This window comes from Allobosea sp. GW821-FHT10B12 (genome assembly GCF_059415545.1).
On sequence record NZ_JBWKNL010000014.1, the window covers coordinates 14,532 to 34,161 of the forward strand.

Here is a 19,630-nt window from a genome sequence, read left to right on the forward strand (position 1 = left end):
GCTCGCTGCGCGATGTCTCCGCGTGTCGTCATCGCCCTGTCACGGGCGGTTGACATAGAATACCTGTGTGCGAGCATATGCTTCAATAAAGAGCATATGCTCGCATAACATTTCACGAGGGAGGCTTTTTATGCGACCTTTCCATGGTGCGATAGCGGGCGCGGCCGCCCTGATGCTGGCGGGGCTGTCGCCCGCCCGGGCCGCAACGGAGATCGAGTTCTGGCACGCGATGAGCGGCGCCCTCGGCGAGCGCGTCGACGAGGTCGTCAAGAAGTTCAACGACTCGCAGAAGGATTATGTCGTCAAGGCGATCGCCAAGGGCACCTATGACGAGGTCTTGAACGGCACGATCGCGGCCTACCGGGCCAAGCGGCAGCCGGAGATCGTCCAGTCGAACGAGCGTTCCTTCCTGACCATGGTCAATTCGGGCGCGATCATCCCGACCGCCGAGCTGATGACCGAGCAGGGCTACAAGATCGACTGGTCGAACTTCATCAAGCCGGTGGTTGGCTACTACGCGGTGAACGGCAAGCTGCAGGCGATGCCGTTCAACTCCTCGACGCCGATCCTGTTCTACAACCGCGACCACTTCAAAGCCGCTGGCTTCGACAAGCCCGGCGCGACCTGGCAGGAGCTCGAGCCGCAGCTCGACGCGATCAAGGCCAAGGGCGTGTCGAAATGCGCGATGGTGCTGCCCGGCGACTATGAGTGGAGCTTCCTCGAGAACTACAGCGCGGTGAACGATATCCCGTATGCGACCAGGCGCAACGGCATGGATGGGCTCGACACCTCCTTCGTCTTCAACAAGGGCAAGCTCGTCGGCCAGGTCGAGCGCATGAAGCGCCTGGTCAGCTCGGGCGTGATGCAGATCGCGGGGCAGGGCGTCGTCCCGGTCCAGCTCTTCACCTCCGGCGAGTGCTCGACCATCATCGCCTCGACTGCTGCCCATGCCGCCGTGGTCGCCGCCGCCAAGTTCGACTGGAGCGCGATCGAATTGCCCTATGAGCAGGGCGTGACACCGAGGAACAGCGTCATCGGCGGCGCGGCGCTCTGGACCCTGAAAGGCCACACGCCGGAGAAGTACAAGGCGGTCGCCGCCTTCTACAATTTCCTGGCGCAGACCGACACGCAGGTCTGGTGGCACCAGGCCACGGGCTATGTCCCGGTGACAGTCGCCGCCTATGAGGCCGCCAAGGCGCAGGGCTACTACGACAAGAGCCCGACGCGGGCGATCGCCGTCGTCCAGCTGATGCGTGGCACGCCCAGTGACAACTCGCTCGGCTTCCGGATCGGCAACAGCAACCAGATCAATGTGGCGATCATGGAGGAGGTCTCGGCTGCCTTCCTCGGCCGCAAGCCGGTGCAGCAGGCGCTCGACGACGCGGTGAACCGCGGCAACGAAGCGCTGCGCCGCTACGAGCAGCTCAATGCTGGCAAGAAATAGCGAAGGCCTCGCGCTGCCGGCCAGCGGAGACGCGCGACGTCTCCGCTGGCCGCTGCGGCGGCGATTAGTCGCCCCGATCATGGGCGGCCAGGCGGAAAGCGGGCTGAAGCGCGCGCATTTCACCGGCAGCTGGCTGCCGTTCTGGCTGCTGGCGCCGCAGCTCTTCATCCTCCTGCTGTTCTTCTTCATCCCCTCGGTGCGGGCCTTGCTCCAGGCCTTCCAGCTCACCGACCCGTTCGGCGCGACGACGCAATGGGTTGGCTTCCAGAATTTCGAGCGGCTGTTCCGCAGCGGCGTCTACTGGTCGTCTGCGCAGGTAACGGTGCTCTTCACTCTGGCGCAGAACCTGCTGACCCTGTCGCTCGCGCTCGTGCTCGCCTTCGCGACCAACCACATCGCGCGCGGCCGCGGCGCTTACCGCACCATCCTGCTGCTGCCCTATGCGATCGCGCCGGCGATCGCCGGCATCATGCTGGCCTTCCTGTTCAATCCACGCGTCGGCCCGGTCGCCCAGATTCTGCAGGGGCTGGGCTTCGACTGGGACCCGAACCGCAATTCCGGCCATGCCCTGGCGCTGATCGTCATGGCCGCCTCATGGAAGCATATCTGCTACAACTACATCTTCCTCGTCGCGGCGCTGCTGTCGGTGCCGCAATCGATCCTGGAATCGGCCTATCTCGACGGCGCCGGGCCGATCCAGCGCTTCCTGCGCGTCTCGCTGCCGATGATCTCGCCCACCCTGTTCTTCCTGGTCGTGATCAACTTCGTCTACGGCCTGTTCGAGACCTTTGCGATCGTCGATGCGACCACTCGCGGCGGACCGGCCGGCACCACCTCGATCCTGGTCTACAAGGTCTACCAGGACGGCTTCGTCACGCTCGATCTCGGTTCCTCGGCTGCGCAATCGGTCGTGCTGATGGCACTGGCGCTCGCACTCACCTTCGCGCAGTTCCGCTTCATCGAGCGGCGCGTGAACTACAGCGTCTAGGGAAGGGCGATGAACGAGCGCACCCCCGTTCTCGACATCGTCTGCCACGCCATCCTGGTGCTGGGCGCGGCGATCGTCTGCCTGCCGATCTATTTCGTCTTCGTCACCGGCTCGCAGTCGCAGCAGGAGATCATGCAGGTCCCGCTGTCCTGGCTACCGGGCGACCAGTTCATTGCGAACATGCAGACCGTGCTGAGCAGCGCGAAATTCAGCAAGCTTCTGCTCAATTCCTTCATCGTCGCCTGCGGCATCACGCTCGGCAAGCTCGTGGTCTCGCTGATCGCTGCGTTCGCCGTCACCTATTTCCGCTTCCCGTTCCGGCTGACGGCGTTCTGGCTGATCTTCATGTCGTTGATGCTGCCGATCGAGGTCCGCATCGTGCCGACCTATGAATCGGCCGCCAATGTCGCACTGCCGCTCAACATCCTCGGCGGCTGGCTGGGCTGGCAGGCGCTGGTCGAGCTCGACTGGAACCTGGTCAACACCTATTCCGGCCTGATCCTGCCATTGATCGCCTCGGCGACGGCGACCTTCCTGTTCCGGCAATTCTTCCTGACCGTGCCGGACGAGCTCTGTGAGGCCGCGCGCATCGACGGCGCCAGCCCCTGGCAGTTCTTCCGCTTGATCCTGCTGCCGCTGTCGCGCTCCAACATCGTGGCACTGGCGATCATCCTCTTCCTGATGGGCTGGAACCAGTATCTCTGGCCGTTGTTGCTCACCACCGATCCCGACATGGCGACCGCCGTGATCGGGCTGAAGAAGCTGATGCCGCAGAGCGACTCGCTGCCGACCTGGCATGTGCTGATGAACGCGGCCTTCCTCACCATGCTGCCGCCGACCATCGTGATCCTGCTGCTCCAGCGCTGGTTCGTGAAGGGGCTGGTCGACAGCGGCAAATAGCCAACGCAGTTTTTGACGACGGGACTTCGACCATGCGGATCATCGGGCATCGCGGCGCGCGCAACCTCTGGGCCGAGAACAGCCTCTCCGGCTTCAGGAATACCCGCGACCTCAAGGTCGACGCCGTCGAGCTCGACGTGCATCTCTCCAGCGACGGCGAGATCATGGTGATCCACGATCCGCTGCTCGACCGCACCACCGATCACAAGGGGCCGATCGGCAGGCTCGACCGCGAGGCACTGCGCAAGGTCAAGCTGCGCGACACGCTCGGCGAGACGATCCCGACCCTGTCTGCCGTGCTCGACGTCTTCGGCCCGACCGGGATCGAGCTCGAGATCGAGATGAAGATGGATGCCTTCGGCAGCCCCTATCCCGGCCTGCTCGACAAGGTGGTCGCGCTGGTCGAGGAGCGCGGACTGGCTTCGCGCGTCGTGCTGACCTGCTTCGTGCCGGAGGTGATCGAGGAGATCAAAGCGAAGGCGCCAAAGCTGCGCCGTCTCGCCTCGGTCGACCGGCGCTCCTGCGAGGCATACGGCGGTATCGAGCGGACGCTGAAGCGCTTCACTGATCTCGGTTGCATCATCGCTGTCGAGCAATCGCTGCTGCGCCTCACGCTCGACCAGGCGCTTGGCATCGTCGGGCGCGGGCGTCTCGGCGTCTGGGTGCCGAACACGGTCGGCGACATCGACTTCTGGCTTGGCCAGCCCGTCTCGCAGATCACCAGCGACCGGCCGGACCTCGTCCAGCAGCTGGTCGCTGCCCGAACGAAGTGACGCCGATGGCGGTCAGGCTCTCGCGTGCGACGCTGGCCGCCATCACCGGCCCCGTTGCGGTCCCCAGTTACCAGCCGGGGGAGCTCTCGCCCGGCATCGTCCATATCGGCGTCGGCAATTTCCACCGCGCGCATCAGGCGGTCTATCTCGACGAGCTCTTCGAGCGGGGCCTCGATCGTGACTGGGGGCTGATTGGCGCGGGCGTGCGCGAGAGTGATGCCGAGATGCGCGACGACCTCGCGGCGCAGGATTTCCTGACCACCGTGGTGGCGCAGGACGCTTCGTCCTCGCAGGCGCGCATCATCGCGCCCATGCTCGATTTTCTTGCGCCGGGGAACACCGAAGCGGTTCTGACGAAGCTCATCGATCCACGCATCCGCATCGTCTCGCTGACCGTCACCGAGGGCGGTTACTATATCGATCCGGCGACGCAGGCCTTCGCTGCCGATCATCCCGACATCCTTGCCGATGCTGCCGACCTGCTGCGGCGCCCGAAGACCGCCTTCGGCCTCATTGCGACGGCGCTGCTGCAGCGTCGCGCCGCCGGCATCGCGCCCTTCACGGTGATGTCCTGCGACAACCTTCCGGGCAACGGTCATGTCGCGCAGGCGGCGGTTTCGGGGCTGGTCGAGCTGGTCGATCGCTCCGACGCGGCTTGGATCAGGGAGAACGTCGCATTCCCGAATGGAATGGTCGACCGGATCACGCCGGCGACCTCGCCGGCACAACGCGACAGGCTGCGTGACGAGTTCGGCATCGAGGATCGCCGCCCGGTCTTCTGCGAGGACTTCCGGCAATGGGTGCTGGAAGACCGCTTTCCGGCCGGCAGGCCGAGGCTGGAGGAGGTCGGCGTCCAGTTCGTCGGCGATGTCGCGCCCTTTGAGCTGATGAAGCTGCGTATCCTCAATGGTGGCCATGCGGCGATCGCCTATCCCGCCGGCCTGCTTGACATCACGTTCGTCCACGAGGCGATGCAGGATCCTCTGATCGCCCGTTTCCTGTCGGTCTTGCTCGACGACGAGGTGGCGCCGCTCGTTCCGCCCGTACCTGGCACCGACCTTGGAGAATACAAGCGGACGATCGAACGGCGCTTCGCCAATCCGGCGATCGGCGACACCATTCGCCGACTCTGCTTCGACGGCTCGAACCGCCAGCCGAAGTTCATCCTGCCGACGCTGCGCGATGCGCTTCGAGGCGGGCGCAGGATCGAGGGGCTCGCCCTCGTCTGCGTGCTCTGGTGTCGCTACTGCTATGGCGAGAGCGAAAACGGCCGGCCGATCGCGGAGAATGATCCGATCTGGCCGCGGCTAACGGAACGCGCCCGCATGGCGAAGGCGGAGCCCGCTGCCTGGCTCGAGATGCCGGACATCTACGGCGAGCTGGCGCAGCAGGGGCGCTTCCGGGCTACCTTTTGCGAGGCTCTACAAGCAATCTGGAACGAGGGAACCAGAAGCGTGCTGGAGCGCTACTGCAGATCGAGCGGGCTCCCGGCCTGATTTCGGCTGTAACAGTTACTGCCTCCAAACCGCTTCCGAGCTTCTCCAATCCGTCCGAAGATATTGCTCGTGACGGCGCCCGAGGCAGGGCGATCGGACTGGCAAGCCAGCGGGTAAGGGCATGAAACGAGGCATGAAGCGCCTGGCAGTGGCGCTGTTCGTCACAGCCGCGACGGTCATCGGAAATCCGGCCCTGGCGGTCGAACGCCTGCAAGGCGCTTGGGCGACCAGTGCCGCGAGCTGCGATCAGGTCTTTGCCAAGCGCAATGGCCGGCTGGTCTTCAGCAAGCGCTCGGCCGAGGGCTGGTCGGGCTTCATCGCGAGCGGCAAGCATGTCCGCGGCGCGCATGCCAGCTGCGATGTGATCTCATCGAAGCAGAAGGGCGATGTGCTGACCGTCCTGCTCGGCTGCGAGACCGAAATCCTTTTCGAGACGATGAGCGTCTCGGTCCGCTTCAAGCCCGATGGCGACCTCGTGCGCTTCGATCCGGAGTTTCCGGAAGTCGAGACGAGCTATCACCGCTGCGACAAATGAGATGTCGATTGCCGCACGAGCATGGCGTCGCACTCGCCTTTGCCGCGGTTCGGAAGACTGACCAGCGTAGGAGGAGGTGAGATGATGGCATTCCCGAGCGTGAAAGCAGCCTGTCGCCTGCAGGCAGCACCAACAATTGGTCTTGTCGCGAGGACCTTGGCCGTGGCGCTGATGCTGTCTCCATTCGTGCCGCATGATGCAAACGCGCTCACACTGATCGTGCCGGGCCTCGAAAGCGCCGCGCCGGAGCTCGTCGAGACGGTACAATTCCGCCGGGGCGTCGCCCGAGGCGGCGTCGCGGTTGGCCCGAGAGGCGGCGCGATCGCCGGGCGGGGCTATGCTGCGCGCGGGCCGCGCGGCGCCGTAGCCGGCAGGGGATACGTTGCCCGCGGCCCAAGAGGGAACGTCGTTGCGGGGCGAGGCGCGGTCGTGCGTCCCGGCTATCGGCCGGTGCCAGTGCGGCCCTGGGTTCGCCCGGCCGGCTATTGGTGGCATCCGGGGCTGGCGGTGGCGTCGGGCGCGGCGATCGGCTTCGCGACCGCTGCGGCCGCCACCGCCTACGCCAATTCGCAGCCGCCAGCGCCGGGCTATTGCTGGTTCTACACCAACGCGCAACGCACACAGGGCTTCTGGGACGTCTGCCCGCCCTGAGCATGGTCGCAGTCAGAAGAGGAACCGAGTCGAGCCCATAATCGGCGCCATCCAAATCGGAGGTTTTCATGTCGAAGCATCTTGGCCTGATCGTCGCGCTGTCACTCGCGGCGGGCGTCGCGGGCTGCGCCACCGGCCCCGAGATCACCAGCCAGACCGTCGTCGTCGCCGGCGTCGGGCCGGTCGAGATCGAGCGCCTCAATGTCCGCGTGATCTCGATCGACCGGCCCAATCGTTCGGTCGTCGTCGAGCAGAACCGCAACACCTGGCGCGTCGACGTCCCGCCGGCCTTCGGCAATCTCGAGCGCGTCCGCGAAGGCGACATGGTCGAGATCCGGCGGGTCGAGGGCGTGCTGCTCGATATCGGGCGCAGCAAGCGCGGCGCCCGCCCGGCGATCACCTATACGGAAGCGGCGAGCGAGCCGCAGTTCCAGAACCTGCCGGATCGGTTCGTCGTGCGCTCCATCACGCTGACGGCGCGATTCGAGCGCTTCGATGCGGCCAACAGTGTCGTGAGCTATGTCGGCCCGTTCGGTCCGCGCTCGCTGAAAGTGGCCGATCCGGCCATCAAGGCCGAGCTGCAGCGACTGCGCCGGGGCGATATGGTCGATCTCAGCCTTGCCGAAGCCTTTTACATCAGTCTCAGCTGAGCGCGCCCGGTTTTAAAGGTTGCCATTGTCGCCTCGGCCGCTGTGCCGAGGCGCTGCCGTGCGGCCGGTGCTCCAGGCCGCGTTCGGAGCCTCATCTGGCCATGATGTTGATTGAGCCCGCGCCTCAGGGCTTGAGAACCTTTGACGGCGGCTGCGCGGCGGGAGCTGCGACACCCCCCAACGGGAAGGCGAGGCTGACCAAAGCGATCGTGCCTTGCGGCCGGTTTTCGACGCTGACTTCGCGCAGCACCTTGAGCCGGGCCGCCACCGGCGTCCCGGCGACGCTGAAATTATAGCCGATCGAGCCGCCGACGGCGGTGGTGCGGCCCTTATAGGGGCCGAGCGTTGCACCGCTGCCGCCATCGCCGCTGACCTGCTGGTAATGCGAGGCGATCAGGCCGATCGAGAACTCCTTGCTGAGATACTGGGTGATCGCGAGATCGGCGTGGAAGGCGTTGCCGCTGCGATAATCGGTATCCTTGTTCTTGCCGTTGATCTCGAAGCCGACGGTGGCGGAGATGTCGAGGCCGATCTTCGGGTCTAGCCAGGTGGCGGCGGCGAAGATGTCGCCGATCCAGCGGTTGAATGCCAGATTGGAGAGCTCGCCGTCCTGGTAGGCGCCGGCGGGGATGCTGAGCGAGCCACCGACCTGCCAGTGGAAATTGCCGGCATGCCAGCCGATGAAGCTGGAGAGGATCGGATCGCCGAGGTTGAAGGTGGCATCGTGGGCGCTGACCCCGATAGCGCGGCCAAGACGCGGCGCGGCGACCACCGCGCCGGCGCTGATCCGCGGCGTGCCGAAGGGAACGGAAACGGCGAAGGCGAGATTGCCCCCGAAGATCTCGAGCGGCGTGACCCAGGTCGGGGTCATGAAATTGGCGCGGGCCTCGACCTTGACGTTGGCGAGCACGGCGCCGCCGAGCTGCGTCTGCGTCCGGGCGGAAAGGCGGCCGGAGTAAGAGTAGAAGTCATTCTCGAAATAGAAGCCGGGCGGTGGCAGCATACCTGCTCCCGGCCCGCGAAGTCCCGGGAGATAGAGGCTCGCGCCGCCTTCGGTCGCGGCAAGCTGCGTATGGACCAGGTTCGCGCAGAGAAAGGTCGTTGCGCCAACGAGAGCGGTTCGGAATCGCTTCATGATCTGCGCCCCCTGTCACGAGAACGGAGCGTCCGACGATTCAGCCGGGAGCGTCAACCCGAGGAGGTAAACGCGAGCGTGGGCGGTGCGATAAATCCTGAAACTGTTACGACTGCATCCGCGGTGGCGTTGCGTGAGTATATGCTTTCGGCACGCCTCACGGTGCGACGGACACCCGCATGGAACAGGCGCAAAAACGAGGGCTCGCCCGCCTGATGCTCCGCTGGCCGGACCGGCGGGCTATCCTGCGCGAGAAATGCGGCCACGATCCCCGCCTGGTGGAATTGTGCGAGGCTTACGAGGCCGCCTGCGAGGCGGCCGCCTACTGGGCGAAATCGCCGGCGGCCGTCGGCCGGGAACGCGCCGAGGAATACAACACGCTCGCATCGGCGACAGAGCAAGACATCCTCGAAAGAATTTCCTAACCTAGTCGCTCTCGGCGACGACCGAGCGCGGGCGCGCGCCTTGTCAATCTATCTATGGTTGCGCCATTGTTACGTCGATCGGCGAGAGATGTTTTTCTGTCCAGGCTTTGGAGGCGGGGCAATGGACGAAAAGATGTCGGCGCAAGGCGAAGAGCCTCCGCCTGATGAAGTACTGTCAGCTCTCCAAGCGTTAGTTGGCACTGAATCGCTCAGGATATCCGAACGTAATAGGCGATTCCTCAGTTTTGTCGTGACGCAGACGATCGAAGGACGGTCCGACCGAATCAAAGCGTATTCGATCGGCGTCGACGTCTTCGGGCGGGACGACAGCTTCGACCCGACGATCGATCCGATCGTGCGCATCGAGGCGACGCGCCTGCGCTCGGCCTTGACCACTTATTATGATGGCGCCGGGCTCGAGGACCGCGTCAGGATCACAATACCGCGCGGGAGCTATGTACCGACATTCGCGTGGTCGCCCGGCTTGCCGCATGCGACGGGCGAGAGCGAAACCGGAGCCGCGATTGCGCCGGAAGGAACAGCCGCAGCTGTGGTCATCCACGACCACTCCGACCGGGCCGATCCCGAGACCGAGTTGCGCGGCGAGCTCTTCACGGATGCACTGCTCCCACTGCTGCGCGGGGCGCGCTTCAAGACGCTCGTCGTTCCCTCTGTGGAACGTAGTGCAGCCTCCGGCGCCATCCACGATCTCTTCGCGCATCCCGGCGAGACCTATTCGCTGGATATCGCGGTGCGCCCCTTGGTGGAACGCCGCCGCTACTCCTGGCGCTTCAGCGATCTGCGCAACGGTGAAGTCCTGGCGTCGGGCTTCCGTGACTTCCTCGCGAAGGCGACGCCGTGCTTCGAGCTGATCGACGAGCTCGCCGATAACGCAGTGAAATCGATTTCAGCGGTGGTCGCGGCCCGCTGAGGCTGCGACAGGTCGGGTGATACAGTTACAGCCTTAAGCGCCCCGTACGCGCGTGCGACCGTTCGGTGTCGCGCGCTCAGGCTTGCGTTCTTGCAGACGTGCAGTGCCCGGCGACGGATCCGCAATCGGGAGTGTCTCATGGGAAGCCAAGTATCGGGACGCCATAAATTCCTCGCCGCGGTGGGCCTCGTGGTCGGGCTCGGACTGTCGGCGATGCCGGCGCAGGCGCAACCCGCGCCGAGCCAGCCCGCCTCGGCCCGGCCGAACATCCTCATCATCTTCGGCGACGACGTAGGCCAGTCCAACATCAGCGCCTATACGCACGGTCTGGTCGGCTACAAGACGCCGAACATCGACCGCCTCGCCAAGGAAGGTATGCTGTTCACCGACTATTATGCCGAGAACAGCTGCACGGCAGGCCGGTCGACCTTCATCACCGGCCAGTCCTGCCTGCGCACCGGCCTATGCAAGGTCGGCATTCCCGGAGCAACCGTCGGACTGCAGAAGGGTGACATCACCATCGCCCAGGCCTTGAAGCCACTGGGCTACGCCACCGGCCAGTTCGGCAAGAACCATCTCGGCGATCGCGACGAATACCTTCCGACCGCGCATGGTTTCGACGAATTCTTCGGCAATCTCTATCATCTCAACGCGGAGGAAGAGCCGGAGCGGCCCTACTGGCCGAAGGATGACACGGCCTTCGTCAAGGCGATGTCACCGCGCGGCGTGCTCAAGACCTCGGCGGACGGCAAGATCGAGGACACTGGTCCTCTGACCCGCAAGCGCATGGAAACGGTCGACGATGAGACCACGGGCGCCGCGATCGACTTCATGCAGCGCCAGGCACGGGCCAACAAGCCGTTCTACACCTGGATGAACTTCACCCGCATGCACGTCTTCACGCATGTGCGGCCGGAGTACCGCGGCAAGAGCGGCATGCCGGGCAACGAATATGGCGACGGCATGTGGGAGATGGACCAGAACGTCGGCAAGCTCCTGAAGACGCTCGATGATCTCGGCATCGCCAACAACACGATCGTCGTCTTCACCACCGACAATGGCCCCAACGCCTTTACCTGGCCGGACGCGGCGACGACGCCCTTCCGCTCGGAGAAAGACACGAATTGGGAAGGCGCCTTCCGCGTGCCGGCGATGATCCGCTGGCCAGGCCAGGTCAAGGCCGGCGAGATCAACAACGGCATCGTCTCTGGCCTCGACTGGTTCCCGACCCTGCTCGCTGCCGCCGGCGACAAGGATGTGAAGGAACGACTCCTCAAGGGCTGGCAGCCGCAGGGCAGCACAGTCAGCTTCCGCAACCATCTCGACGGCTACAACCAGCTCGATTTCCTCACGGGCAAGGCCGGCAAGAGCGCACGCAACGAGTTCTATTATTTCAATGACGACGGGGCTCTCGTCGCGATGCGTTATGGCGACTGGAAGATGGTCTTCGAGAAGCAGGAAAAGGCTGGCCAGATGGATGTCTGGGCGAACCCCTTCACCCCCCTGCGCCTGCCCAAGATGTTCAACCTGCGGATGGACCCTTACGAGCACGCCGAGATCTCCGGCAGTGGCTACGATCAGTGGCGGACGGAGAACGCCTACATGGTTGGCGTGGCGCAGATGAGGGCGGGAGGGTTCCTCGAGACCTTCGCCGAATATCCGCCGAGCCAGCGGCCGGCGACCTTCAGCATCGAAGGCATTCGCAAGGCGGTCGACCGGAAGATCGATGAGTCCTTCAAGAAGCGCGGTCTGGAGTGATCGCTTCGCCGGCCGCCTCACCGGGGCGGCCGGTACGTTTCCCTGCCTAACCCAATGAGGCTCTTCTCATGACCATGACCCGTCTTCTCGCGTCTACCGCTGGCGCAGCAGCGCTGGCTGCGACGATGTCCTTTTCCGCCAACGCCGCAACCGAGCTTTCCGCCTATGCGGACGCCGAGGGTTTCATCAACGTGCAGGAACTGACCTGCGCCCAACTCGCAAACACCTATCAGGAAGACGCCGATATGCTGGCCGCATGGTATAGCGGCTGGTATAACGGCCTCGCCAAGAAGCATTATGCGCACCTCACGCGTGCGAAGGCCGGCGAGCACCAGCTCATCGTCTACTGCAAGGCCAATCCCGACAAGAAGATCATCCACGCGCTCGACGTCCTCCTCAAGGACGAGAAGACCAAGAAATGACCTTGGCACGCATCGAGCGGGCCCCGGTGCCACCGCGCTCCGGCCGGAGAACCCAGCGTTCCCCGGCCGGAACCTCGCAATCGCGCGCGGGCGGCAACGCCGCTCCGGCGTTCCTGCTGTTGCTCTCGGGCACCGCGGCGCTGATCTGCCAGGTGCTCTGGATCAAGCAGCTTTCGCTGGTGGTCGGCATCGATGTCTATGCCGTCACCACCGGCGTCAGTGCCTTCTTTGCCGGCCTAGCCGTCGGCGGCCTGCTCTTCGGCCGCATCGCCGACCGCATCGCCCGGCCGTTGCGCCTTTATGCGGCGCTCGAAGCTGGCGTCGCTGTTCTCGCCGTCCTGACGACGCTTTGCCTGTCGCAGGCCGCTCCGCTTTTCGCCCGTCTCGAAGCGACCAACCCGTTGCTCGGCTGGGCGATGGTCTTCCTGCTCGTCGGCCTTCCCGCGGTGCTGATGGGTGGCACTTTACCCGCGCTGACGCGCTTCGCGGCCAGCCAGCGCGAGGATGTCGGCCGCGTCGGCGGGGGCCTGTACGCCGCCAATACGGCTGGCGCCATCGCCGGCGCCCTGCTGGCCTCGTTCGTCGTCATCCCGGCTGCGGGCATTCGCGGATCGGCCCTGGTCGCGGCTGCGATCTGCCTGATCGCGGCTCTTCTGGCGCTCGCCTCGAGCAGGAGCGCTGCGGTTTCTGTTTCCGCATTGCCGGAGGCCACGGAAAACCGCTTCTCAGCCTCCGCGCTGCTTGCGATCGGTCTCTATGCGATCGCGGGCGGAATCGCGCTCGGCTACGAGGTGGTCTGGTCGCAGGCCATCGTGCCGTTCATGAGCACGCGCAGCTTCGCCTTCTCCGTCCTACTGGCGACCTATTTGACCGGCCTTGCGCTGGGCGCCGCCATCTACGCCCGCTGGGCCGATCGCATCAGGCATCCGTGGAGCGTTTTCGGGCTGCTCATCGCCGGAGCCGGCCTTTCGGCTGCATTCGCGATCGCCGTGCTCGGCCCCTGGCTGATCCAGTTGCAAAGCGTGATCGAAGCGATTGTCGTGCGGCTGACCGGAGATGCGTTCGCGGGCATGTCCGCCCGCTTCGCCATTGCCGCCATCTGCCTGGTCCTTCCGGCTACGCTGTTCCTCGGCGCGGCATTCCCCGCGGCGCTGCGACTGATCGTCGATCCCCACCGGGTTGGCCGTGGCGTCGGCACGATCGTCGCGCTCAACACGCTCGGCGGCATTCTCGGCACCGTCCTGACCGGATTCGTCCTCGTGCCAATGCTCGGCCTCGTGCGCACGCTCGCCATCCTTGCCGTCGCGGCTGGAGTGCTCGGCGCCGTCGCCGCCCTACGCGAGCGGCGCGACTCCTCGAAGGTCTGGATCGCCGCGCTGGCGGTCAGCGCAGCGACTTGCCTGATGGCGATCCTTCTCCCCAGCGATCGGCTCGCCACTCTGCTGCCGGGCGCACGCGGGGCAAGTCTAGTCTCCTATGAGGAAGGCCTGGGCGGTACGGTCGCGGTTGTCGAGCGCGGTTCGGGCCCCAACCGTTTCCGTCGCCTCTACATCCAGGGCGTCTCGAACTCTGGCGACGCCATGCCATCGCTGCGGTATATGCGTCTGCAGGCGCTGCTGCCTTTGATCATCCACAATCGCGAACCGAAATCGGCGCTGGTGATCGGCTTCGGCACCGGCATCACTGCCGGCGCTCTTCTCACCTATCCCGGCCTCGAACGGCGCGTCGTCGCCGAGCTGCTGCCGAGCGTCGTGCGCGCGGCCTCCGCTTTCGAAGGCAATTTCGGCGCGACGCGCGATCCACGCCTCGACATCCGGCTGCGCGACGGACGCCGCGAGCTCCTGCGCAATCCTGACCGCTACGATCTGATTACGCTGGAACCGCCTCCGCCCTCGGCCGCGGGTGTGACGAACCTCTATTCTACCGACTTTTATGCGCTCGCAGGCTCGCGCCTCGTCGAGGGCGGCCTCGTCGCACAATGGCTGCCGCTGCCGACCCAGAACGACGAGGACACCCGTTCCCTGGTCCGCAGCTTCCTCGGCGTTTTCCCGCATGCGACGCTCTGGACCAGCGAGCTTCACGAGATGCTGCTGATCGGCTCGCAAGAGCCCGTCACGCTCGACCTACCCCGGATTACGGCCCGGCTCGTGCAGCCGGAGGTGGCGAAGGCCCTGGCAGACGTCGGCATCGCCTCTCCCGCTGCCTTGCTGGCGACCTACGTGATCGATCGCGCGGGACTGGAACGCTACGCCGGCGCCGCCCGGCCCGTGACCGATGACGATCCCAGGATCGAGTATGCCGGCTGGGTCCGCCGCCAGGAGTTGACCACGACCTTGCCGGCTCTGATGGACATGCAGCGCGCTCCCGCCGTTGCTGGAGCCGACGACGCCTTCAGGACGGCGCTCGCAGCCGAAACCGACACCCTTCTCACCTTCTACGATGCCGGCCTCGCCGCCTATTCGGGGGACAGGGCACGCTGGGCGCGGCAGATGCGGCAGGTCACGCAGGCCGCGCCAGACAACGCATATTTTCGCTGGTTCAGCGGAGGGGGACGGGAATGAGCCGTTTCGACGATGCCCAAGATCAGAGGGCTCCGCTTGGCGGCCGCAACGGCAAGCTCTCCAATTGCCTGCCGACCATGCCGGGTCGGAACTACACCGTGTGGCCGTATCGCCCGCGTGCCGAGATCCAGAACGGCAAGTGGAGCTTCCCGCAGCCGCAGCCAGCGTCGTGAGGGCTGCTGGCGCCAACCTGATTTCGGGGGAGGGGTAGATGTTGAGCCGGCGTATAGCAGTCGCAGCGCTCCTGGTTGTCCTGTCTGGCTGGAGCCTCGGCGCTCTGGCGCAAAGTGACCCATTGCCGTCCTGGAACGAGGGCAAGGCCAAGCAGGCGATCCTCGATTTCGTTCGCAAGGTCACGCAGGAGGGCGCGCCCGACTTCGTCAAGCCGGCCGAGCGCATCGCCACCTTCGACAATGACGGCACACTCTGGGCCGAGCAGCCGGTCTATTTCCAGGTCCAGTTCGCCTTCGACGAGATCAGGCGGCTGGCCGGGGAGAAGCCCGAGCTCAAGGGCAAGGAGCCTTATCGCTCCGTTCTCGCCCGCGATCTCAAGGCTCTGACCGCCGATCATGGCAAGGGCCTGCTGCAGGCCATGGCGACGACACATACCGGCATGACCACCGACGCCTTCGCCAAGCTCGTCGGCAACTGGCTGGAGACGGCTCGGCACCCGACCAAGCAGCGGCGTTATGACGAGATGGTCTATCAGCCGCAGCTCGACTTGCTGCGCTATCTCCGCGCCAACGGCTTCAAGACTTTCATCGTCTCGGGCGGCGGCGTCGAGTTCATGCGGGTCTTCGCTGAGAAGGCCTATGGCATCCCGCCGGAGCAGGTCGTGGGGTCCTCGGGGGTCGTCAGCTATCGCCTCGACGCGAATGGTAAGCCGGAGCTGTTCAAGCAGGCGAAGAACGAGTTCATCGACGACGGGCCGGGCAAGCCGGTCGGCATCAACCGCTTCATCGGCCGGCGCCCGATCCTCGCCTTCGGCAATTCCGACGGCGACCTGCAGATGCTGCAGTACACGGCGGCCGGCGACGGACCGAGGCTGGCGCTCATCATCCATCACACCGATGCCGAGCGTGAATGGGCCTATGACCGGAAGAGCAAGATCGGCACGCTCGACAAGGCGCTCGACGAGGGCAAGGCCAAGGGCTGGACCATCGTCGATATGAAGGCCGACTGGAAGACCGTCTTCCCGGATCTGCCGGGGCCATGACGGCCGGCAAGCGACCACAGGGGCGCGAACCATGAGGAATGCGGCAGTCGAGGAGATGCGCCCGATCACGGATGGCATGGTGCGGATCGAGGGCGGGACCTTCCGCATGGGCTCCGACAAGCACTATCCGGAGGAGGCGCCGAGCCATCGCGTCAGCGTCGACGGCTTCTGGATCGACGAGACGCCGGTGACCAACCGCCAGTTCCGCGCCTTCGTCGAGGCGACGGGTCACGTCACCTTCGCCGAGATCGATCCGGACCCGAAGGACTATCCCGGCGCTCTGCCGCACATGCTGCGGGCCGGGTCGCTGATGTTCAACCCGCCGACGCATCCGGTCGACCTGCGCCTCTGGGGAGAATGGTGGACGTTCAAATTCGGGGCGACCTGGCGCAAGCCCTATGGCTCCGGCTCCTCGATCAAGAGCCTGGACGACCACCCGGTCGTCCACGTCGCCTATCGCGATGCGCAGGCCTATGCGGCCTGGGCGGGGAAGGCGCTGCCGACCGAGGCGGAATGGGAGTTCGCAGCTTGGGGCGGACGCGAGGGCGCCGAATTCGCCTGGGGCGACGAGCTCACGCCGGAAGGCCGGCACATGGCCAATATCTGGCAGGGCAATTTTCCCAACGAGAACACCAAGGAGGATGGCTGGGCCCGGACCTCGCCGGTCCGCAGCTATCCCGCGAACGGCTACGGGCTCTACGACATGATCGGCAACGTCTGGGAATGGACGGCCGATTTCTGGTCGGTCCGCCACCAGGCCGATGCGCCGAAAGCCTGCTGCGTGCCGCAGAACCCGCGGGGCGGGCCCGAGGCCGACAGCTACGACCCACGCCAACCGGCGATCCGTATCCCCCGCAAGGTCCTGAAAGGCGGCTCGCATCTGTGCGCGCCGAGCTATTGCCGGCGCTACCGCCCGGCCGCCCGCCACGCCGAGCCCGTGGACACCTCGACGAGCCATGTCGGCTTCCGGTGTGTGGTCAGGCCGGAGCCCTGACCGACCAAGTCCAGCATGCAGAAGGAGGATGTTCGATGACCGCAGATCCGAACCAAGCCTGCCAGCCTGCGCCTGCGAAAGACGATACCGCCGTGAACCGGCGCAAGATCCTGCTCGGCGGCACGACGCTGGCCGCCGCCTCGGCGCTCGGCGCGGCGACGCCGGTGCAGATCGCACAGGCGCAGCAACAGCCGGCTGCGGCATCCGGCAAGCCGCCGAACATCCTCGTCATCTGGGGCGATGACATCGGCACCTGGAACATCAGCCACAATAATCGCGGCATGATGGGCTACCAGACGCCCAATATCGATCGCATCGCCCGTGAAGGCGTCAGCTTCACCGACTATTACGGGCAGCAGAGCTGCACCGCCGGGCGCGCCGCCTTCATGGGCGGCAATGTGCCGGTGCGCACCGGCATGACCAAGGTCGGGCTGCCGGGCGCGAAGGAAGGCTGGCAAGCGGGCGACCCGACGATCGCCGCCGTGCTCAAGGACAAGGGCTACGCCACCGGCCAGTTCGGCAAGAACCATTTCGGCGATCGCGACGAGCACCTGCCGGTCCGTCATGGCTTCGATGAGTTCCTCGGCAATCTCTACCATCTCAATGCGGAGGAGGAGCCGGAGAACCCTGACTATCCGAAGAACCCGGAATTCCGCAGGCGCTTCGGCCCGCGCGGCGTGATCAAGGCGAGCGCGGACGGCAAGATCGAGGATACCGGGCCGCTGACCAAAAAGCGGATGGAGACGATCGACGAGGAAACCTCCGCCGCCGCCATCGATTTCATCGATCGACAGGTCAAGGCGAACAAGCCGTTCTTCTGCTGGTGGAACGCGACGCGCATGCATTTCCGCACACACATCAAGGAGGCCAGCCGCGGCAAGTCGGGCCAGGACGACTACAGCGACGGCATGGTCGAGCATGACGCCATGGTCGGCACGCTATTGAAGAAGATCGACGATCTCGGCATCGCCAACGACACCATCGTCTTCTATTCCACCGACAACGGCCCGCACTACAACACTTGGCCGGATGCCGGCACCACGCCGTTCCGGAGCGAGAAAAACTCGAACTGGGAAGGCGCCTACCGCGTCCCTGCCTTCATTCGCTGGCCCGGCAAGTTTCCGGCCGGGACCACGCTGAACGGCATCGTCGCGCATGAGGACTGGATGATGACCTTCGCGGCCGCCGCCGGCATGCCGGACGCGAAGGAGCGCCTGATGAAGGGCGACAATTTCGCCGGCCGCCGCTACCGGTCCCATCCCGACGGCTACAACCTGCTCGACTATCTCAGCGGGAAGACGAAGGAGTCGCCGCGCAAGGAATTCTGGTACGTCAACGATGACGGCCAGGTCGTGGCGGCGCGCTACGAGGACTGGAAGGTCGTGTTCCTGGAGAACCGCGGCGAGGCCTTCGGTGTCTGGCGCGAGCCCTTCACCGAACTGCGCGTGCCCTTGCTGTTCCATCTTCGCCGCGACCCGTTCGAGAAGGCCCAGCACAACGCCAATGTCTACAATGACTGGTTCCTGAGCCGCGTCTTCGTGATCGTTCCGATCCAGGGGCTCGCCGCGCAGTTCCTGCAGTCGATGAAAGACTATCCGCCGAGCCAGTCACCCGGCTCGTTCAATCTCACCAAGATCGAAGAGCAACTGCGAGCGAACATCGTTCGCTGATCTGAACCAGGGCGGCCCCATGCATGAGCAGCATGGGGCCGTTTTCCGGCGGCGGCGGTGGCGCACTTGGATCGGTCAAGGGGCAGCGAGATGGATCGAACGGGTTCCACAGCACGCGATACCGTCCGGGAGCTTCAGGACCGGATCAACCAGGATATCATCGGGCAGGAAAGGGTGGTCGAGCGCATCGTCATCGCGCTGCTCACCAATGGCAACGTCCTGCTGGAGGGCCTGCCCGGCCTCGCCAAGACCCGGGCGATCAAGAGCCTGTCGAAGAACCTCGAATCGGAATTCAGCCGCATCCAGTTCACGCCTGACCTGCTGCCCTCCGACGTGACCGGCGGTGAGATCCTGCGCCAGGATGGCAGCTTCGAGTTCCGCAAGGGGCCAATCTTCGGCAACCTCATCCTCGCCGACGAGATCAACCGCGCCCCGCCCAAGGTGCAGTCAGCCCTGCTCGAGGCGATGGAGGAGCGCCACGTTACGGTGGCCGGCAAGAGTTACGACCTGCCGCCGCTGTTCATGGTGCTGGCGACGCAGAACCCGATCGAGCAGGAAGGCACTTATCCGCTGCCGGAAGCGCAGATGGACCGCTTCCTCATGCATGTCCGGATCGACTATCCCTCCGACGCCGACGAGGTGAAGGTGATGCGGCTGGTGCGCTCCGAGAATGTGGCGGCGTCAGCCGGCGCGGCGTCTCCTCCAGCCAAGATCCCGCAGGAGACGATCCTGCAGGCCAGGGCCGAGATCGACCGGATCACGACGAAGGAGGTCGTCGAGACCTATATGGTCGCACTCATCGCCGCGACGCGGCGGCCGGCCGAATTCGGGGACAAGCTCAAGAGCTGGATCGCAGTCGGGGCGAGCCCGCGCGGCTCGCTCGCGCTCGACAAATGCTCGCGGACCCATGCCTGGCTGCAGGGGCGCGACTACGTCACGCCCGAGGACGTCCAGGCCGTGATGCACGACTGCCTCAGGCATCGCGTCGCACTCGCCTATGAAGCGGGCGCAGACGGCGTGAATGCGGATGCGGTGCTCGACGAGGTGATGAAGCAGGTCGCCGTCGCGATCTAGCGGAGAG

General features: G+C 65.3%; 19 protein-coding genes. 18 read left to right on the plus strand and 1 reads right to left on the minus strand.

Features of this window, described 5'->3' with window-relative positions:
- Positions 1 to 130 precede the first annotated feature (130 nt).
- From AC07O0_RS28305 to AC07O0_RS28340, 8 genes are all read left to right on the plus strand, one after another.
- A complete protein-coding gene (locus tag AC07O0_RS28305; RefSeq protein WP_494627879.1) occupies positions 131 to 1,444 on the plus strand; it encodes an extracellular solute-binding protein in 1,314 nt (437 codons plus the stop codon).
- Complete coding sequence (locus AC07O0_RS28310) at positions 1,428 to 2,432, plus strand: ABC transporter permease subunit (protein WP_494627881.1); 1,005 nt, start codon at positions 1,428 to 1,430, stop codon at positions 2,430 to 2,432. The genes AC07O0_RS28305 and AC07O0_RS28310 overlap by 17 nt, the downstream gene beginning before the upstream one ends.
- Positions 2,433 to 2,441: 9 nt before the next feature.
- Positions 2,442 to 3,332, plus strand: coding sequence for an ABC transporter permease subunit (locus AC07O0_RS28315; RefSeq protein ID WP_494627883.1), 891 nt, complete (start codon positions 2,442 to 2,444; stop codon positions 3,330 to 3,332).
- 32 nt (positions 3,333 to 3,364) lie between these two features.
- Positions 3,365 to 4,105: a glycerophosphodiester phosphodiesterase family protein gene (locus tag AC07O0_RS28320; protein WP_494627885.1), complete on the plus strand. Its 741-nt coding sequence runs from the start codon at positions 3,365 to 3,367 to the stop codon at positions 4,103 to 4,105.
- Positions 4,106 to 4,110: 5 nt separating this feature from the next.
- A complete protein-coding gene (locus tag AC07O0_RS28325; RefSeq protein ID WP_494627887.1) occupies positions 4,111 to 5,601 on the plus strand; it encodes a mannitol dehydrogenase family protein in 1,491 nt (496 codons plus the stop codon).
- Positions 5,602 to 5,734: 133 nt separating this feature from the next.
- Complete coding sequence (locus AC07O0_RS28330) at positions 5,735 to 6,136, plus strand: hypothetical protein (RefSeq protein WP_494627889.1); 402 nt, start codon at positions 5,735 to 5,737, stop codon at positions 6,134 to 6,136.
- A 171-nt stretch (positions 6,137 to 6,307) separates the two neighbouring features.
- A complete protein-coding gene (locus AC07O0_RS28335; protein WP_494627891.1) occupies positions 6,308 to 6,787 on the plus strand; it encodes a hypothetical protein in 480 nt (159 codons plus the stop codon).
- A 68-nt stretch (positions 6,788 to 6,855) separates the two neighbouring features.
- On the plus strand, positions 6,856 to 7,437 hold the full coding sequence (locus tag AC07O0_RS28340; RefSeq protein ID WP_494627893.1) for a hypothetical protein: 582 nt from the start codon (positions 6,856 to 6,858) through the stop codon (positions 7,435 to 7,437).
- Positions 7,438 to 7,561: 124 nt separating this feature from the next.
- On the opposite strand, the gene AC07O0_RS28345 is transcribed toward AC07O0_RS28340, so the two are convergent.
- The gene (locus tag AC07O0_RS28345) at positions 7,562 to 8,440 is read right to left on the minus strand and encodes a SphA family protein (RefSeq protein ID WP_494627895.1); all 879 of its coding nucleotides are present in this window, start codon (positions 8,438 to 8,440) and stop codon (positions 7,562 to 7,564) included.
- A 311-nt stretch (positions 8,441 to 8,751) separates the two neighbouring features.
- Between AC07O0_RS28345 and AC07O0_RS28350 the strand changes: the two genes are divergently transcribed.
- The 10 genes from AC07O0_RS28350 to AC07O0_RS28395 all read left to right on the plus strand — a co-directional run bounded on the left by AC07O0_RS28350 (position 8,752) and on the right by AC07O0_RS28395 (position 19,623).
- The gene (locus tag AC07O0_RS28350) at positions 8,752 to 8,997 is read left to right on the plus strand and encodes a hypothetical protein (protein ID WP_494627897.1); all 246 of its coding nucleotides are present in this window, start codon (positions 8,752 to 8,754) and stop codon (positions 8,995 to 8,997) included.
- Between the two features lie 121 nt (positions 8,998 to 9,118).
- A complete protein-coding gene (locus AC07O0_RS28355) occupies positions 9,119 to 9,928 on the plus strand; it encodes a hypothetical protein (protein ID WP_494627899.1) in 810 nt (269 codons plus the stop codon).
- Positions 9,929 to 10,066: 138 nt separating this feature from the next.
- A complete protein-coding gene (locus AC07O0_RS28360; RefSeq protein ID WP_494627901.1) occupies positions 10,067 to 11,686 on the plus strand; it encodes an arylsulfatase in 1,620 nt (539 codons plus the stop codon).
- 74 nt (positions 11,687 to 11,760) lie between these two features.
- Positions 11,761 to 12,108 carry an HdeA/HdeB family chaperone gene (locus AC07O0_RS28365; protein ID WP_494628051.1) on the plus strand — a complete coding sequence of 116 codons (348 nt, stop codon included), beginning with the start codon at positions 11,761 to 11,763 and terminating at the stop codon, positions 12,106 to 12,108.
- Positions 12,105 to 14,669: a spermidine synthase gene (locus AC07O0_RS28370; RefSeq protein ID WP_494627903.1), complete on the plus strand. Its 2,565-nt coding sequence runs from the start codon at positions 12,105 to 12,107 to the stop codon at positions 14,667 to 14,669. Before AC07O0_RS28365 ends, AC07O0_RS28370 begins: the two co-directional genes overlap by 4 nt.
- Positions 14,666 to 14,842, plus strand: a complete 177-nt coding sequence (locus tag AC07O0_RS28375; RefSeq protein ID WP_494627905.1) for a hypothetical protein — start codon at positions 14,666 to 14,668, stop codon at positions 14,840 to 14,842. The genes AC07O0_RS28370 and AC07O0_RS28375 overlap by 4 nt, the downstream gene beginning before the upstream one ends.
- 38 nt (positions 14,843 to 14,880) lie before the next feature.
- Positions 14,881 to 15,885, plus strand: coding sequence for an HAD family hydrolase (locus AC07O0_RS28380; RefSeq protein ID WP_494627907.1), 1,005 nt, complete (start codon positions 14,881 to 14,883; stop codon positions 15,883 to 15,885).
- Between the two features lie 31 nt (positions 15,886 to 15,916).
- Positions 15,917 to 16,879, plus strand: coding sequence for a formylglycine-generating enzyme family protein (locus AC07O0_RS28385; protein ID WP_494627909.1), 963 nt, complete (start codon positions 15,917 to 15,919; stop codon positions 16,877 to 16,879).
- A 35-nt stretch (positions 16,880 to 16,914) separates the two neighbouring features.
- On the plus strand, positions 16,915 to 18,549 hold the full coding sequence (locus AC07O0_RS28390) for an arylsulfatase (protein ID WP_494627911.1): 1,635 nt from the start codon (positions 16,915 to 16,917) through the stop codon (positions 18,547 to 18,549).
- 90 nt (positions 18,550 to 18,639) lie between these two features.
- Complete coding sequence (locus tag AC07O0_RS28395) at positions 18,640 to 19,623, plus strand: AAA family ATPase (RefSeq protein ID WP_494627913.1); 984 nt, start codon at positions 18,640 to 18,642, stop codon at positions 19,621 to 19,623.
- The last annotated feature ends 7 nt before the right edge of the window (positions 19,624 to 19,630 follow it).

Coding starts and splice junctions, on each gene's coding strand:
- AC07O0_RS28305 (WP_494627879.1), top strand. CDS start 131: ATGCGACCTTTCCATGGTGCGATAGCGGGCGCGGCCGCCCTGATGCTG.
- AC07O0_RS28310 (WP_494627881.1), top strand. CDS start 1,428: ATGCTGGCAAGAAATAGCGAAGGCCTCGCGCTGCCGGCCAGCGGAGAC.
- AC07O0_RS28315 (WP_494627883.1), top strand. CDS start 2,442: ATGAACGAGCGCACCCCCGTTCTCGACATCGTCTGCCACGCCATCCTG.
- AC07O0_RS28320 (WP_494627885.1), top strand. CDS start 3,365: ATGCGGATCATCGGGCATCGCGGCGCGCGCAACCTCTGGGCCGAGAAC.
- AC07O0_RS28325 (WP_494627887.1), top strand. CDS start 4,111: ATGGCGGTCAGGCTCTCGCGTGCGACGCTGGCCGCCATCACCGGCCCC.
- AC07O0_RS28330 (WP_494627889.1), top strand. CDS start 5,735: ATGAAGCGCCTGGCAGTGGCGCTGTTCGTCACAGCCGCGACGGTCATC.
- AC07O0_RS28335 (WP_494627891.1), top strand. CDS start 6,308: ATGCTGTCTCCATTCGTGCCGCATGATGCAAACGCGCTCACACTGATC.
- AC07O0_RS28340 (WP_494627893.1), top strand. CDS start 6,856: ATGTCGAAGCATCTTGGCCTGATCGTCGCGCTGTCACTCGCGGCGGGC.
- AC07O0_RS28345 (WP_494627895.1), bottom strand. CDS start 8,440: ATGCTGCCACCGCCCGGCTTCTATTTCGAGAATGACTTCTACTCTTAC.
- AC07O0_RS28350 (WP_494627897.1), top strand. CDS start 8,752: ATGGAACAGGCGCAAAAACGAGGGCTCGCCCGCCTGATGCTCCGCTGG.
- AC07O0_RS28355 (WP_494627899.1), top strand. CDS start 9,119: ATGGACGAAAAGATGTCGGCGCAAGGCGAAGAGCCTCCGCCTGATGAA.
- AC07O0_RS28360 (WP_494627901.1), top strand. CDS start 10,067: ATGGGAAGCCAAGTATCGGGACGCCATAAATTCCTCGCCGCGGTGGGC.
- AC07O0_RS28365 (WP_494628051.1), top strand. CDS start 11,761: ATGACCCGTCTTCTCGCGTCTACCGCTGGCGCAGCAGCGCTGGCTGCG.
- AC07O0_RS28370 (WP_494627903.1), top strand. CDS start 12,105: ATGACCTTGGCACGCATCGAGCGGGCCCCGGTGCCACCGCGCTCCGGC.
- AC07O0_RS28375 (WP_494627905.1), top strand. CDS start 14,666: ATGAGCCGTTTCGACGATGCCCAAGATCAGAGGGCTCCGCTTGGCGGC.
- AC07O0_RS28380 (WP_494627907.1), top strand. CDS start 14,881: ATGTTGAGCCGGCGTATAGCAGTCGCAGCGCTCCTGGTTGTCCTGTCT.
- AC07O0_RS28385 (WP_494627909.1), top strand. CDS start 15,917: ATGAGGAATGCGGCAGTCGAGGAGATGCGCCCGATCACGGATGGCATG.
- AC07O0_RS28390 (WP_494627911.1), top strand. CDS start 16,915: ATGACCGCAGATCCGAACCAAGCCTGCCAGCCTGCGCCTGCGAAAGAC.
- AC07O0_RS28395 (WP_494627913.1), top strand. CDS start 18,640: ATGGATCGAACGGGTTCCACAGCACGCGATACCGTCCGGGAGCTTCAG.